Below are 15,177 nucleotides of genomic sequence, written 5' to 3'. Positions count from 1 at the left end.
TAAGTCCGGCAGAATATCAGCAGCTTAACTTTTATTACCCGGTATAAAACATGTTTATGAAACAAGCCGCGGAAAGGACGACACAGGCGTTTTTTGGCATTTTCGCAGGATGTGAAACATCATGACTTCAACGAATACAAGCTATGAACCCTGGCTGCAGGCCATGCTGGCCGTCGCGCGCCACTATCGGCTGGATTTCTCGGAAGAGCACGCCCGCGTGGTGGTTAACCAGGAAAACCAAAGCCCGCAGCAGCTGGTGCTGGAAGATATGGCCCGCCAGCTTGGTTTAGCGATGCGTCGCGCCCCGGCGGACGTCTCGCTTATCGACCCGTGGCGCTTGCCGCTGGTGGCCGAGCTTGAGGGGGGCCAAATAGCGGTGGTTACCCATATGGATAATCACGGGCAACTAAGCCTGCAGCTTAGCGGCGATGGCGGTCTGGAGACGGTGATCGCTCGGGATGTGCTGGCCAAAAGGCTAAAGAGCCTGGTTGTGCTGCGCCCGCTGAATTCGATTCCCGATGCACGCGTCGATGATTACGTGAAGCCCTATCAGAAAAACTGGTTCTGGACGCTGGCGCTGAAAGACTGGAAACGCTACGGCGATATCATGCTGGTGGCGATGGCGGCCAACGTGCTGGCGCTGGCCGGGATGATCTTTTCCATGCAGGTGTATGACCGCGTGGTGCCCTCGCAGTCGGTGCCCACTTTGTGGGTGCTGTTTGGCGGCGTCATGCTGGCTATCCTCTTTGAATTCACCATGCGTATGCTGCGCGTGCATATTGCCGATGTGGTCGGCAAACGGGCCGACCTGCGTATCTCCGACAGGGTTTTTGCCAGGGCGTTACGCATCAAAAACAGCGCCCGGCCAAAATCTACCGGCTCCTTTATCTCGCAAATTCGCGAGCTGGAGTCGGTGCGCGAGCTGATTACCTCCACCACCATCAGCACCGTATCGGATATCCCGTTCTTCCTGCTGTTTGTTTTTATTCTCTGGCTGATAGGCGGCCCGCTGGTGTTCGTTGTGCTGCTGGCGATCCCGCTGCTGCTGATCCCCGGTTTACTGGTGCAGCGCCCGCTGGCGCACCTTTCGAATGAGGGGATGCGCGAGTCGGCCATTCGCAATGCCACGCTGGTAGAAGCCGTGCAGTCCATCGAAGACATTAAACTGCTGCGCGCCGAACAGCGGTTCCAGAACCAGTGGAACAACACCAACGACGTTGCCGCGGCGGTCGGGATGAAACAGCGCTGGCTGACCAGCCTGCTCATGACCTGGACGCAGGAAGTGCAGTCCATTGTTTATGCCGTGGTGCTGCTCGTCGGCTGTTACCTGGTGATTAACGGCGACATGACCACCGGCGCCCTGGTGGGGACGTCCATTCTGGCCTCACGCACCATCGCGCCGCTGGCGCAGATTTCCGGCGTGCTTTCGCGCTGGCAGCAGGCGAAGGTGGCGCGCAAAGGGCTGGACGACCTGATGCAGCGCCCGCTGGACGATCCTGAACAGGGCAAGAAAGTGCATAAAGCCCACCTGCAGGGGAACTACCAGCTCAACTACGCGGCGTTTTATTACGATGAAGAAGAGAAGGTCAACGATTTGGACATTGCCAGCCTGACGATCCGCGCCGGGGAAAAAATTGCGCTGCTCGGGCGAAACGGTTCGGGTAAAAGCACGCTACTTCAGCTTTTGGCGGGGATGCAAACGCCTCAGCACGGCCAGATTTTGCTGGACGACACCAGTCTCGGGCAAATCGACACTGCCGATTTGAGACGCGACATGAATCTGCTCAGCCAGCAGGCGCGGCTCTTCTTCGGCTCAATACGTGACAACCTCACCATGGGGCGCCCGTTAGCCACGGACGAAGAAATCCACCGGGCGCTGGCGCTAAGCGGGGCGCTGGAATTTGTGCAAAAACAGAAAAATGGCCTCAACTACACGATCAGCGAAGGCGGTAGTGGGCTATCGGGCGGCCAGCGGCAGGCACTTTTGCTGGCCAGAACGCTGATCCTGCAGCCGCAAATCTTATTACTGGATGAACCTACAGCGTGGCTGGATGAAGTCAGCGAGCAGCAGCTTATCCAGCAGCTTGGCCCGTGGCTCGGCAACCGCACGCTGGTGGTGGCCACGCATCGTATCCCAATTTTGCAGTTGGTTAACCGCATCATCGTGCTGGATAACGGCCGCATCGTAATGGACGGCCCAAGGGACCAAATCTTGCAGCAGCACGGTCTTATGGAAAAAAAAGCTGCCCCTCGCAGAACCGCGACCTTAAAACCGGCAGGTGACACGGAGGTTCGGGCATGAACGACATCACGCGTTATAACAGCCGACTGAAAGAGCCGGCGCTTCCACGAGCAAGCCTGGTGGCGTGGGCACTTGGACTGATGCTGCTCGCATTTGTGTTGTGGGCAAACTTTTTCTCTCTGGACGAAGTGACCACCGGGTCTGGCAAAGTCGTGCCGTCCTCTCGCGAGCAGGTTATTCAGTCCCTGGAAGGCGGCATCCTCTACAAACTGGACGTTCGGGAGGGGGATATTGTAGAGAAGGGCCAGGTTCTCGCGCAGCTCGATCGCACCAAAACCGAGTCCGGTGTGCAGGAAAGTGAATCCAGGCTACATGCCGCGATGGCTACCGCCGCACGACTGAAGGCTGAAGTGAGCGGCACGCCGCTGGTTTTTCCCGACATGTTACCTGGAGATAGCGAACTTGTTCGCCAGGAAACCGCGCTTTATAACTCGCGCCGGAGCAGTCTTGAAAAAGGGGTTGCCGGATTGCGGGAAGCCATCTCGCTGGTTCAGCGCGAGCTGGCGATGACGCAGCCGCTGGTTAAACAGGGCGCGGCAAGCAGCGTGGAGGTCCTGCGCCTGCAGAGACAAAAAAACGAGCTGGAAAACAAAATTACCGAAATGCAGAACCAGTATTACGTGCGCGCGCGCGAAGAGCTGGCGAAAACTAACGAAGAAATTGAAACCCAGCGCTCGGTGATGCGCGGGCGGGAGGATTCGTTAACCCGGCTCAAATTTACCGCGCCGGTCAGGGCGATAGTGAAGGGCATTGAGGTCACAACGGTGGGCGGCGTCATCCCGCCAAACGGAAAGCTCATGACGTTGGTTCCGCTCGACGATCAAATGCTGATTGAGGCAAAAATTTCACCTCGTGACGTGGCGTTTATTCATCCCGGCCAAAAGGCGCTGGTGAAAATCACCGCCTATGACTATTCGATTTATGGCGGGTTAAAGGGCGTGGTGACCACTATTTCACCGGATACGATTCAGGATGAGGTCAAACGTGATGTTTACTACTATCGGGTTTACATCCGCACCGATGTCAGCCAACTGACAAACAGGGACGGGAAAACGTTTCCGATATTTCCGGGGATGATTGCCACCGTGGATATCAAAACCGGTAGCAAATCGGTACTCGATTACCTGCTGAAACCGCTGAACAAAGCAAAGGAAGCGCTCAGAGAACGATAATCAAAAAAGCCGGCGAAAGCCGGCTTGATGCTGTTCAAAATATCGTCGGGTCGATATCCAGACCGTACATGATAAAGGAAAAATAATATCCAAAATAAGACTCAGCCGTCTCCATGAAGGCACGGTGTATTTCGAGCTTGCCCTCACTGTCTTCACTGAATAATCCGGCCATAATGCCGCAATTAACAATGCGTCTCAGATGCATTCTCGAGACAAAAAGATCTTTGGACGTTTTATTATAATTAGGCTTCAGCCACCAGCGGCCATCATCATCCTGTTTTGCCCTCAGGTATATTCTCAACATAATGATATGCCCGGCATCTTTGTCAACAAACATGGCGCTGTTGGGGACCAGTCGACTTAAAATGACTTCGTCAAAAAGAAGGTTGGCGCTGCGCCGGAAAAAATTCGCAAATGTGTTTTCATCCTCCAGAGCGTGAAACGACAGAGCATTTTCCGGTAGCAAAAATTTCAATGAAGGGATGGATATTTGCATATAGCTGCGGGTTTCATTGAGACCCTTTACGCTCGGGGAATACAACAGAACCCGGCGGTCATCCTCACTTTTTTCAAGCGTCATTCTGCCGGTGATGCGCAGGAGCGTGACCAGAGAATTCACTGTGTTCAGGCTGGTCAACCCCATTTTTACGCAAAACTCTTTGATGTCTGCGAGCACCGCCTGGCGGTCACCGTAGTGAAAACAGAGCAGGGCCAGAACCACATGAAAGCGCGAGCTTTGCAGAATGGTTTTATAAAAAAGAGGTTGTTTTTTATAGGTGATTAACAGGTGATCATAATGATGCTGTATGGCTTCTCGAAAACGAGGATGTTTTTTAACTTGTTGGCTGTATTTATCGATGGTGTCTTGAAGTTTGTGTCGTGTCATATTGTTTTTTCTCGGTATTCAGCTATGGCGCAAATGCTCCATAAAACGACTGCTAAAGGCAGAGATAAAATGCACGTTATACGTGATTTTTATTTAGTGATTGCAAGTTGATATCGTTTTTGAGTATATCACTGTTTATTTTAAAGTTAAAAATATGATTCTGTTTTTTCTTGTTTTTAATTTTTATTAACCAAAAATGCTTATCGTTCTCATTTTTTTGATTTTGAAATTATGTGGAAATAATATCTCCGGGCAGAGGAAAGCAGTGTGAGGTCATGTACAAAAAACATGCAGCGAGCGTTACGCCTGGATTGCTGTCTTTTCCGTCAGGTTTGCAGCCGATGTAGCAGTTAAAGTTGCGGCGACTTCGGTAAAATGATTAAGGATTATGCCAACGAAGTACTCACTTTTGTTTCTGCTTCATCTTTAATTTTCTATTTTTTTTTCGGGCTTAAAATGCTCTCCGTTCAGAGCGGGGGATAATACCTTAATTAAGATTTTGTTCATGGTGCTTCTCGCTATTTTATTATAATGTCCTATGCCTTGTTTATGATATGGATATTGCTATGACTATTTGTAAAAGCATTGATCAATTTTTATTTGAACGAAAAAAGAGAAATTTAAGCATTGATTTTAATCCTGCTGATGCAAAGCCAGTTGCTCATTATAAAGCGATTGAAATAGGTGAGAAAAAGAATGGGAAAGCTACCCGACTCCGTCTGGGATACGTCAGTGATTATTTGGGTACAGGAGAGCCGGGTCTTATGGTGCATGGTTCTCAAAGCGGTAAGTTATACATCATGGGGGATGGACCTGATCCTGTTTATCAGACATTTACACCGGAAGATCTTCACCGTTATCTTATTTTTCGCCATTCACTTGATCTCTCGAGAGATAAAAGACCGCTACATCTTTTAAGCTGTTATTCTGGCGAGGCAAAAGAAAATTCTGAAGAGCTTAGCGTGGCGCAGAGGTTAGCTAATGTATTGCAGAGAAGAATATATGTATATGGTGGATATGAACGTTTATCTTATAAATCGGAATATCAAGGGATTTTAGGTCTTTTAAATAATCAGGGGGCTATTTTTAAGGAGCGAAATCGTTTTGATAATAATCCGAGATTACCCCTTGTCGGGAAATTGATTACTCCAGCTTCACCCTTTAACTCGTTAAGAAATCGGTGATTTTTAGCCAGCGGCGAACAACATCGAAATAACTAAAGGGCAGGGCTTGCCCTTTACATAGCGTTGTGAAAAGAAAACGGCGATTATTATATTTGCTACAAAAACAGGCTTCGGCAGGCGTCAGAAAAGCAAGATACAAAGTCTTTCTATACCCATCTTTCATGTGATATCGTAAGTTACATGATATTTAAGAGGTCATTTGACCTTTTATCCATGATGGTGATGTTTAGCCGCAGTGCACCGCCGGAGGTGAAGTGATGAACGACACAAATGATATCTTTAACGCGGAATTTTCCCGCCAGTACGATGCCAGCAGCGAACGTCTGAAAGACATCTCTAACAACCTACACGCCTTGCTGTCATTGCTTCTCAGGGATCTTCCAACTGAGGCGAAAGTGCTTTGCGTGGGCGTAGGGACCGGCACCGAAATCGTCCGGCTGGCAAAACAGCATCCTGACTGGCATTTTACCGGGGTCGATCCTTCCCCCGATATGCTGGCCGTCTGTGCAGAAAAGCTTGAACGGGAGGGGCTGAGTGGCCGCTGTGAGCTGATTGTAGGCCACGTCAAAGACGTCCCGGAACAGGATAAATTTGATGCTGCGCTGTGCTTACTGGTGGCGCATTTTATTCAACATCCGCAGCGGGGCGGGATCTATCAGCACATCGGCGACAGGCTAAAACCCGTGGGACAGCTGATTGCCGCAGAAATAGCGGGAGATATGGCGGATCCCGATTTTGACGGGCAATTAAGAAACTGGGTTGCGCTGCAGCAGGCCTATACCCAACGCCAGCGCGATATTGCTGAGGTAAAAGCTGAGCTCAACCAGCGGTTGCTCTTGTTGCCGCCTCGCCAGACCGAAGCTCTGCTGCGCGAAGCCGGGTTCGCCAGCGTAACACCGTTCTTCCAGTCGCTGCTGATTCACGGCTGGCAGGCGGTAAAATCTTCAGGCGGGCGGGGGTAGCATGCAGCTAAACAGCGAATGGATCGTTTGGTTTTAATCCGTGGAGTGTTCTCATGTCTTTCTTTAAAACAAAAAAGACTCAGTCCTTACGCTGCAACAATTGAAAGAAAATCTGCTTATTAATTTTGAAACTGAAACTGAAAATCCCGTCACTTACTATAAATCCTTTGAGATTTATCACGCGAAATAAAAAGATTTTTGGCATTTAGGGTATGTCAGTGATTTATGAAAAACGGGTGGTCCCGGTATTTTTGTTCACGGTTTTCCGGAGGGCCCAATCATCTTTTTCGATTTGAATAGCAGGCAAAAATTTGTTTGCTATCGCCAGCAAAGTTTTATCAACATCCTGTCATTAATTACTTCATTGACTTATCAAAGAATAAGCGCACTTTACATCTGGTTTGCTGTTTTTTTGATGCTGTAGAAGAAAGCTCAGAGGAGCTAAGTATTGTGCAGAAATTGGCGAGTGCCTTACATGCAGAAATATTATCATATGGTGATTATGAACAAGTCCATTATTACGGTGATCATCAAGAATTGGATGAGATGATAAATGACATGGGTGATGTTTCAATTTGTAAGTTAAATAAAGTTAAGAGATTCATGTGAAAATTAGTCACTTCGTATTCTTATTGAACATGAAAAAAATAGGGTGTGAGAGATATTAATTAGTCAGTGTTTTTCAGTGTGCATGTTTTGCTGCATTAATTATAGGTTTATGGTGAAGAGTATGCCATATCTTAGCATTGTCAGCATTGTCAGCATTGTCAGCATTGTCAGCATTGTCAGCATTGTCAGCATGTGGCTTGTGAAGTGCTGTGTTTACCACATTAAAAATACTTGTCGTGCGAAGAAATATTTTCTATTAATTTTAGTTCTAAGTTACTTGAACTACACTCATCTGGATAAATAAAACTCTGCCAATAGCGACTCATCAACGACTGGCAGGTATTCAACTCTGATTAATTTGCATCTTAATTAAAACTCTGCAAATAGACTCTGATGTTATTTTATAATAATCTCCATCGGCATCGTTTCGGATAAAATAACTGGAGTATTACCATGAGTTTTTTAAAAAAAAGAGTTCGCCCCGGCCTCTGTCGTTGCAGGAGTTGAAACATAATCTGCAGATAAATTTTGAGCCGGAAAATGCAAGGCCATGGACTCACTATAAAACTTTTGCTATGGAAAAAATCTATTTAACTAAGATATCAGAACGGTTTATATGGAAATGTGGATACGTTAGTGACTTTATGGGGACGGGGGAGCCAGGGATTATGATTCATGGTTCTCCTTGTGGTAGTCTGGTAATTCCTGATGAAAACATCGGTAAAAATCAAGAGGCATCGTATTACACTCCCAGGGAATTTTATCATTACCTTATCCGCAGGTACTCACTTGACTTATATCAAGATAAAAGGCCTTTACATTTAGTGGCTTGTTATTCAGGCGCGGCAATGAAAAATTCAGGGGAACTGAGTATAGCGCAAAAGTTAGCTAATATAACGCAACGAAAAATATGGGCGTACGGAGGGCATTCTCCAGTGCTTTGCCATTGGAGTGGTGTGGTTGGCTCATTAAATAATAATTATTTTGGTGTTAGGGGGTATCCTTTTCCGCATAGGATTAAGCCTAAGCTAATTGAACCCTCTCCGCCGGTGTATATGAATAGAAACAATTCCATTACCCACTGCTAATTGACGGCTGCAGGCAATCAGGACTTAGTCTTAAATAAACGGCGCGCTGTAATAGTGCGCCGCAAACCCTTTATTTAGTGGTCGTTTCCTCTGATTTCACAAGCGTCGGCGTTTCGTTAAAGAAATTCCACGGCTTCAGCAGGGCATGTACCCACTCGGTCGGCATGATGGGCCACTCTTCGGCGCGGGCGATATGCGTGGTGCCGGTGGTTAGCCAGACCACATTATCCGTGTTCTCAAGTGACTGATTGTCTTTGCTGTAAGCCCCTAAACCGGTGTCGTGCGCAGAGCGGTTCGGGTATTTCCCTTCGGAATAGCGCTCATCCGGGTTGTAGCGGGTCACCCACAGCTGCTTATCCATAAAGCTCAGGCGATGATAAATCCACTCGTCCGGGGCAAACTTCGCGCCGGTGGCGACCGGGTGAGTCCCGCCCGCGTAGGGGATCAGCTGGTAGGACACCGGGTTGCCCATGCGGTTTTCTTTGTTCGGATTGCTCAGCAGGCGGACAGTGCCAGGATCAAATTTCTGCGCGGCGTCCTGCTCGTTTTTGATCGCGTATTCATTGGTTTGCATGGTGCTGGTGCGTGGGCCACCGCTGGTGTTTGTCTTCACCACCGGGTCAATCGCGGTCAGGCTGTTGTTTTCGCCATCCACGTCCAGGTCCAGACGGAAGTTGTAGATGTGCTGATGCGTTGTGCCGACAATATTATGGTCGATCAGCGTCCCGTACCGGGTATCTTCTTTGGCGGTGGCATCATGCATGGTTTTGGCCTTCACGCCTTTGACCGCCTCAATGCCGGTCGCGCCTGCATCAATGCCAATGGTGCCGTTCTGATGGAAGACCCAGTCAAAGATGTAGTCGTAGTTGCCGACGGTGCTTATCCAGCGGATCACCAGCTCACGGCGTTCGCTGCTAACGTTCGGCTGGCCCATTTCCTGATGTTTGTATTCCGGCCCGGCGTAACGCTCGAAAATAGCGATAGCTCGAGGAATGGTGGTGGGTTTACCGGTGTAATCGGCCAGGGTTTCGTCCAGCAGAACCGCGTTCGCCGGCGCATCTTTGCCGCGCACGATAGGGGACGTGAGCGTGCCCATGCCGTAATCCCCGGCGTCCAGATACGCTTTAAAATACCAGCCGATGTCCGGGTCGCCATACGGCACAATCATCCCGCCGAGCGACCCTTCATACATGATCTTCCGTTTAGTGCCGTTGTCGTTGTAGGTCACGGTGGAAATCATCGGGCCAACGCGGGAATTCAGGCGCAGGTGCAAATCCCAGTTTTGCCAGTGAATCGTGTCGCCGGTAATGGTGTAGTTTTTTCCTTCCGGCTCAATGATATCCAGCGGCTTGAGGTTGGCAGCCTGCCGGTCGCGGCCATCATAAGGGCGGGGCGTCATCGGCACAGGAATGACCGGGCCTTCCTCAATTTTGATGATTTTTTTCTGCTCGAGATCCACCACCGCGACCAGGTTTTCAATCGGATGCGCCCAGTAGTTGCCGTCGCCGACGTCAAGGTAGCTCACCACTTTCAGCAGGCGCTGATCCTGCTTCAGGCCGTCTTTACCGTCGAAATAGCCGACCGTCAGCGGCGTTGTGACGACCTTCGACGGATCGCTGATACCGCGTTTTTTCACCGCTTCCGCGAATTCTTTGCTGTTGTTGATGATTGACTGCACGCTGGCAAAATCGTCCAGCAGCACCATGCCCTGTGCGCCTTCGATAGGCTTCCAGCTCTTAACTATCCCGGCGGCCAGATCGACCGTGGCTTCAATAATATGGCGGCCATCCAGCATGATGACGTCCGCCTCGCGTGGTTGGCTGACGCTGGTGCCGTCCATCACAAACTTCCAGACTTGTTCTTTAGGCGGCTCGCGTAGTGAGATTTCGGTAAAGCGAATAGTCGGCTTGTAGTTAGCCGCGTCTTTGATTATCTCCACCGTTTTATTAATTTCGTCGGCGCTCAGAGAGTTCAGCGGGTGCGGCTTTTTCTCGACGGCAAAGGTTTGATCCAGCCCGGACTGGAAGACTTCATTGATAAACCCTTCGGAGATAAACGCCGTTTTGCCTTTAAAGATCACCGGCACTTCAAGCTTCAGCGTTTTGCCGTTAACGATGGCGGAGGTGGCATTAGGCTTCACCTTCACATAGGCACCGTCTTTCACGAGGGTGAACATCTGCGCGTAATCGTCCCACTGGACGTCGGCGCCAAAATCCGTCAGCGTTTTTTGCATCGGCACCATATGTGCCTCGCCGCCGTGGGCAAAAGCGGGGGCGTTAATCCCCGCCGAAGTCAGGAGCGCAATAGCCAGCGCCAGCGCTTTTTTTCCAGTTTTCATTGTCATCGCTTTCTCACCTTAAAAGTGCGTTTTGTTGTTATGTGCGTGCTGGATAAAGACTGTCGGATTCAACATAACAACTTCCGCCAGGGCTTCCCTTGTGCTCCCTGCCAAGTGTTTTGCTGTGGTTGCCAGAATGTAGGATTGGGAAGGATTGTGACTCCGGGTCGATGAGCGTCGGGCTAAATTCAGCCCTCACCTCAGAGGGAGAAGGAGAAAATAAACGACGGGAAGATTTTTATTCCCTCTCCCATTTAGGGAGAGGGTTAGGGTGAGGGTAAAAACCAAACTCGGTGACGAACTCTTATGAGGCAAAATCACCGTGCAGACGGGCCACCAGCGTCAGGATCGAGTAGCGCGCAACAATCTGCTGATGCTGGTTGGTGACATCCACCGCCCATTCCACCACGCCAACCGGCTTATCTTCCGCCGTCTTCTGCGGCTTGGCGGTTTTGCGTTTGCAGGTCAGGCGCACCTGAATGGTATCGTCGATTTTTACCGGCTCGATAAAGCGCAGATTTTCCATGCCGTAGTTGGCAATCACCGGCCCGACGCCTGGGTCAACAAACAGCCCGGCGGCGGCAGACACCACAAAATAACCGTGCGCCACGCGCTCGCCGAAGAACGACTCCGCCGCGCCAATTTTGTCGGTATGGGCGTAGAACCGGTCGCCGCTCAGGTTGGCGAAGTTGGTGATATCAGCTTCGGTGACGGTGCGGCGGGCAGTCAGAATACTTTCCCCGATGCGCAGCTCCTCAAAATGTTTGCGGAATGGATGCAAGGCGTCCTCGTGAACTTTTGCGCCGTAGTTCCATTGCCCGCTAACGGCGGCCAGCATCGTCGGGCTGCCCTGAATAGCGGTGCGCTGCATATAGTGCTTCACCGCCCGCAGGCCGCCGAGTTCTTCCCCGCCGCCCGCGCGGCCTGGGCCGCCGTGCACCAGCATCGGCAGCGGAGAACCGTGCCCGGTGGACTCCACTGCAGACTCCTGGTTCAGCACCTGAATGCGCCCGTGAGCGTGGGCCGCGCCGAGAATAAAGTGACGTGCCGTTTGCTCATCGGCGGTCACCAGCGTCCCCGCCAGGCTGCCCTGACCGGCGCGAGCCAGCGCCATGGCATGTTCGGCATCCCGGTATGGCATCACGGTCGCTACCGGGCCGAAGGCCTCAAGCTCATGCACCGCAGGCGTTTCGTCAGGCTGTTGGCAAAGCAGCAGGGTTGGCGGGAAGAACGCGCCCGGCTGTGCAGTATCGGCCTTGCCGCCCAGCAGGACATCACAGCCGGCGCCAACCAGTTGGTCGACTTTCCGCTGTACGTCATCCCGCTGCGCAAGGCTGACCAGCGCCCCCATGCGCACTCCTTCCAGTGCCGGGTCGCCGGGCTGTATTTTTTCCAGTTTCGCTTTCAGCGCTTCAATCACCGAACCCAGCCGGTTTTGCGGCACGATAATCCGGCGAATGGCGGTGCATTTTTGCCCTGCTTTGGCGGTCATCTCGCGCACGACTTCCCGCACGAACAGCGCAAATTCAGGTTGTTCAGGCGTGACATCTTCCGCCAGTACGCAGCAGTTCAGCGAGTCGGCTTCCATGGTGAAGGGAATTGAACGGGCAACGATATTTGAGTGACAACGTAACTTCTTGCCGGTGCTGGCCGAGCCGGTGAACGTCACCACGTCCTGCTCATCCAGATGCTCAAACAGATCGCCCACGCCGCCGCAGATCAGGCTTATCGCCCCGTCAGGCACCAGCCCTGATTCCACAATCGCTTTCACCATCACCTGAGTTAACTGCGCGCTCGCCGTGCCGGGCTTGATAATCGCGGGCATCCCGGCCAGCCAGGTTGGGGCCAGTTTCTCGAGCATTCCCCAGCAGGGGAAGTTGAAGGCGTTGATGTGCAGCGCTACGCCTGACTTCGAAGTGAGTACGTGGCGGGCCGCGAATCCCCCCTGTTTGGACAGCGGCATCAATTCGTCTTCCGGCCACAGCGTGTCGTCCGGCAGCTCGCGGTTGCCCATTCCGGCGTAGGCAAACAGCGTGCTGATGCCGCCTTCTATATCTACCCAGCTGTCGGCGCGGGTGGCACCGGTCTGGTAAGAGACCTGGTAAAACGCTTCTTTCTGCGCCAGCAGGTGCTTAGCCACCGCTTTTAACATCGCGGCACGCTGAATAAACGTCATCGCCTGCAGCGCTTCGCCACCTTGCGCAATGGCGAAGCGCTTTGCCGCCGCCATATCCGCCCCTTCGCTGGTCACCTGCCACAGCGGTTCGCCGCTAACGGCATGAAAAATAGTTCTTTCTTTTCCCTGGCCGCTAAACCACGTCCCGGACAGATAGCTGGTTAACTGTTGCATCTCACTCTCCATTACATGCTGCATTTAATCATTACAGTGTTTGTTTTATGAATCATAAAAATCAAGATGTAATTTAATGAATTTTTAACATTGTGATGGATTGTGTTTTTTGTTATTGATTTATCTCAATGATAAGTCTGGTTTTTACGATATTTAGCGTGATAGGCATCACAAACGCGCGGTGTAATCTTTGCGATCCTCGTTAACTTATCTGTAACTTTTAATAATGAAGTGATTCGCGATATCGCAGATTGTTGGATTAAATTGAATCATAAGGTGATGCCGTGACAGAACAAGAACGCTTTGATGAGCGCATCCAGCAGGAAACCGCCATCGAACCACAGGACTGGATGCCGGAGGCTTACCGCAAAACGCTGATCCGCCAGATAGGCCAGCATGCGCACTCGGAAATCGTTGGCATGCTGCCGGAAGGTAACTGGATAACTCGCGCCCCCAGCCTGCGCCGCAAGGCCATTCTGCTGGCCAAAGTGCAGGATGAAGCCGGGCACGGGTTGTACCTCTACAGCGCGGCGGAAACCCTGGGCTGCGCCCGGGAAGATATCTACCAGAAGATGCTCGACGGAAAGATGAAATACTCCTCCATCTTTAACTACCCGACGCTCAACTGGGCCGACATCGGCGTGATTGGCTGGCTGGTGGACGGGGCAGCCATAGTCAACCAGGTCGCGCTGTGCCGGACCTCGTATGGCCCGTACGCCCGGGCGATGGTGAAAATCTGCAAAGAAGAAAGCTTCCACCAGCGGCAGGGATTTGAAGCCTGCACTGTGCTGGCGAACGGCAGCCCCGAACAGCGGCAGATGCTGCAGGACGCCATTAACCGCTTCTGGTGGCCGGCGCTGATGATGTTCGGACCCAACGATGACAACTCGCCGAACAGCGCCCAAAGCCTCGCCTGGAAAATCAAACGCTTCGGCAATGACGAGCTGCGTCAGCGCTTTGTCGACAATACCGTGCCGCAGGTTGAGCTGCTGGGCATGACCGTGCCGGATCCCGATCTGTATCGCGATGAGGTCACGGGCCATTACCGCTTTGGCGACATCGACTGGCAGGAATTCAACGACGTGGTGGCCGGGCGCGGCTTATGCAACGAAGAGCGCCTCGCCGCCAAGCGCAAAGCCTGGGAAGAGGGGGCATGGGTGCGCGAAGCCGCCCTTGCGTATGCCGAAAAACAACAGGCCCGCACCGCCGCCTGAAGGAGTAAGAGATGAGCAAAATTTACTGGCCGCTGTATGAAGTCTTTATTCGCAATAAAAAAGGGCTGTCCCATCGCCACGTTGGCAGCCTGCACGCCGCCGACGACCAGATGGCGCTGGAAAACGCGCGCGACGCCTACACCCGCCGCAGCGAAGGCTGCTCCATCTGGGTCGTGAAAGCGAGCGAAATCGTCGCCTCCCAGCCGGAAGAGCGCCCGGAGTTTTTCGACCCGGCAGACAGCAAAGTCTACCGCCACCCAACGTTTTACACGCTGCCTGACGGCATCGAGCACATGTGAGGCCGCCAATGACACTCGATCCTGTAGCGACCTACAGCCTGCGCCTCGGCGACACCTGCCTCGTGCTGGCCCAACGCCTGAGCGCCTGGTGCGGCCATGCGCCGGAGCTGGAGATTGATCTGGCGCTGGCCAACATTGGCCTCGACCTGCTCGGCCAGGCGCGCAACTTCCTGACCTACGCCGCCGAGCGCGAAGGCGAGCACCTCGACGAAGACAGGCTGGCCTTTGGGCGCGACGAGCGCGAGTACCGCAATCTGCTGCTGGCGGAACAGCCCAACGGTGATTTCGCCGAAACGCTGGTGCGTCAGTACCTGCTGGACGCGTGGCACGTCTCGCTGTTCAGCCGCCTGGTAGAAAGCAAAGATCCGCAGCTGGCGGCCATCGCAGCCAAAGCCATTAAAGAAGTGCGCTATCACCTGCGCTTCAGCCGTGGCTGGCTGGTTCGCCTGGGCAACGGCACTGAGCTTTCGCAGGCGAAAACGCAAAGTGCTTTAAACAAACTATGGCGCTTCAGCGGCGAAATGTTCGTTGTCGATGAGCTGGAAACCATGCTGGCGGAGCAGGGCATCGCCGTCGACCCGCGTAGCCTCAAGGCCGAATGGCTGCAAGAAGTGACCGCCGCACTGAGCGATGCCTCGCTGCAGGCCCCGGCAGAGCAGCCATACCGCACCGGCGGTAAGCAAGGCTTACACACCGAACACCTCGGCCCGCTGCTGGCTGAAATGCAGTACCTGCAGCGCGCTTACCCGAACCAGCAGTGGTAAGGAGGAGAG

At 52.4% G+C, this 15,177-nt stretch carries 11 protein-coding genes; 8 read left to right on the top strand and 3 right to left on the bottom strand.

Translation table 11 applies throughout. The features are described 5' to 3' along the window. Positions 1-121: 121 nt before the first annotated feature. On the top strand, positions 122-2,302 hold the full coding sequence (locus tag AAIE02_RS07800) for a type I secretion system permease/ATPase (protein ID WP_498532316.1): 2,181 nt from the start codon (positions 122-124) through the stop codon (positions 2,300-2,302). Next, positions 2,299-3,474 carry an HlyD family type I secretion periplasmic adaptor subunit gene (locus AAIE02_RS07795; RefSeq protein WP_166992168.1) on the top strand — a complete coding sequence of 392 codons (1,176 nt, stop codon included), beginning with the start codon at positions 2,299-2,301 and terminating at the stop codon, positions 3,472-3,474. The genes AAIE02_RS07800 and AAIE02_RS07795 overlap by 4 nt, the downstream gene beginning before the upstream one ends. Before the next feature lie 34 nt (positions 3,475-3,508). Here AAIE02_RS07795 and AAIE02_RS07790 read toward each other — a convergent pair whose 3' ends face one another. Continuing rightward, a complete protein-coding gene (locus tag AAIE02_RS07790) occupies positions 3,509-4,360 on the bottom strand; it encodes a hypothetical protein (protein ID WP_008461399.1) in 852 nt (283 codons plus the stop codon). 554 nt (positions 4,361-4,914) lie between these two features. Here AAIE02_RS07790 and AAIE02_RS07785 point away from each other — a divergent pair. From AAIE02_RS07785 to AAIE02_RS07775, 3 genes are all read left to right on the top strand, one after another. Continuing rightward, on the top strand, positions 4,915-5,544 hold the full coding sequence (locus tag AAIE02_RS07785) for a hypothetical protein (RefSeq protein WP_498532315.1): 630 nt from the start codon (positions 4,915-4,917) through the stop codon (positions 5,542-5,544). Positions 5,545-5,801: 257 nt separating this feature from the next. Continuing rightward, positions 5,802-6,506: a class I SAM-dependent methyltransferase gene (locus AAIE02_RS07780; RefSeq protein ID WP_498532314.1), complete on the top strand. Its 705-nt coding sequence runs from the start codon at positions 5,802-5,804 to the stop codon at positions 6,504-6,506. A 1,112-nt stretch (positions 6,507-7,618) separates the two neighbouring features. Then, positions 7,619-8,203, top strand: a complete 585-nt coding sequence (locus AAIE02_RS07775) for a hypothetical protein (protein WP_498532313.1) — start codon at positions 7,619-7,621, stop codon at positions 8,201-8,203. A 70-nt stretch (positions 8,204-8,273) separates the two neighbouring features. Here AAIE02_RS07775 and tynA read toward each other — a convergent pair whose 3' ends face one another. Further along, positions 8,274-10,547: a primary-amine oxidase gene (gene tynA, locus AAIE02_RS07770; RefSeq protein WP_498532312.1), complete on the bottom strand. Its 2,274-nt coding sequence runs from the start codon at positions 10,545-10,547 to the stop codon at positions 8,274-8,276. A gap of 298 nt (positions 10,548-10,845) precedes the next feature. Then, positions 10,846-12,891, bottom strand: a complete 2,046-nt coding sequence (gene paaZ, locus AAIE02_RS07765; protein ID WP_498532311.1) for a phenylacetic acid degradation bifunctional protein PaaZ — start codon at positions 12,889-12,891, stop codon at positions 10,846-10,848. Positions 12,892-13,175: 284 nt separating this feature from the next. Here paaZ and paaA point away from each other — a divergent pair, with 284 nt between their 5' ends. The 3 genes from paaA to paaC are packed head-to-tail and all read left to right on the top strand — an operon-like array spanning position 13,176 to position 15,168. Next, on the top strand, positions 13,176-14,105 hold the full coding sequence (paaA, locus tag AAIE02_RS07760) for a 1,2-phenylacetyl-CoA epoxidase subunit PaaA (RefSeq protein WP_166992182.1): 930 nt from the start codon (positions 13,176-13,178) through the stop codon (positions 14,103-14,105). A gap of 11 nt (positions 14,106-14,116) precedes the next feature. Beyond that, complete coding sequence (gene paaB / locus AAIE02_RS07755; protein WP_008461407.1) at positions 14,117-14,404, top strand: 1,2-phenylacetyl-CoA epoxidase subunit PaaB; 288 nt, start codon at positions 14,117-14,119, stop codon at positions 14,402-14,404. A gap of 8 nt (positions 14,405-14,412) precedes the next feature. Next, positions 14,413-15,168, top strand: a complete 756-nt coding sequence (gene paaC / locus AAIE02_RS07750; protein ID WP_498532310.1) for a 1,2-phenylacetyl-CoA epoxidase subunit PaaC — start codon at positions 14,413-14,415, stop codon at positions 15,166-15,168. Positions 15,169-15,177: the final 9 nt, after the last annotated feature.

This window comes from Cedecea sp. Ae19-4, from assembly GCF_059801165.1.
This window is presented reverse-complemented; position numbering and strand designations above follow the sequence as displayed.

Excerpts from the sequence above, each read along its gene's own strand:
- paaZ (WP_498532311.1), bottom strand. The coding sequence starts at position 12,891 with ATGCAACAGTTAACCAGCTATCTGTCCGGGACGTGGTTTAGCGGCCAG.
- AAIE02_RS07800 (WP_498532316.1), top strand. The coding sequence starts at position 122 with ATGACTTCAACGAATACAAGCTATGAACCCTGGCTGCAGGCCATGCTG.
- AAIE02_RS07790 (WP_008461399.1), bottom strand. The coding sequence starts at position 4,360 with ATGACACGACACAAACTTCAAGACACCATCGATAAATACAGCCAACAA.
- AAIE02_RS07780 (WP_498532314.1), top strand. The coding sequence starts at position 5,802 with ATGAACGACACAAATGATATCTTTAACGCGGAATTTTCCCGCCAGTAC.
- AAIE02_RS07785 (WP_498532315.1), top strand. The coding sequence starts at position 4,915 with ATGGATATTGCTATGACTATTTGTAAAAGCATTGATCAATTTTTATTT.
- paaB (WP_008461407.1), top strand. The coding sequence starts at position 14,117 with ATGAGCAAAATTTACTGGCCGCTGTATGAAGTCTTTATTCGCAATAAA.
- AAIE02_RS07795 (WP_166992168.1), top strand. The coding sequence starts at position 2,299 with ATGAACGACATCACGCGTTATAACAGCCGACTGAAAGAGCCGGCGCTT.
- tynA (WP_498532312.1), bottom strand. The coding sequence starts at position 10,547 with ATGACAATGAAAACTGGAAAAAAAGCGCTGGCGCTGGCTATTGCGCTC.
- paaC (WP_498532310.1), top strand. The coding sequence starts at position 14,413 with ATGACACTCGATCCTGTAGCGACCTACAGCCTGCGCCTCGGCGACACC.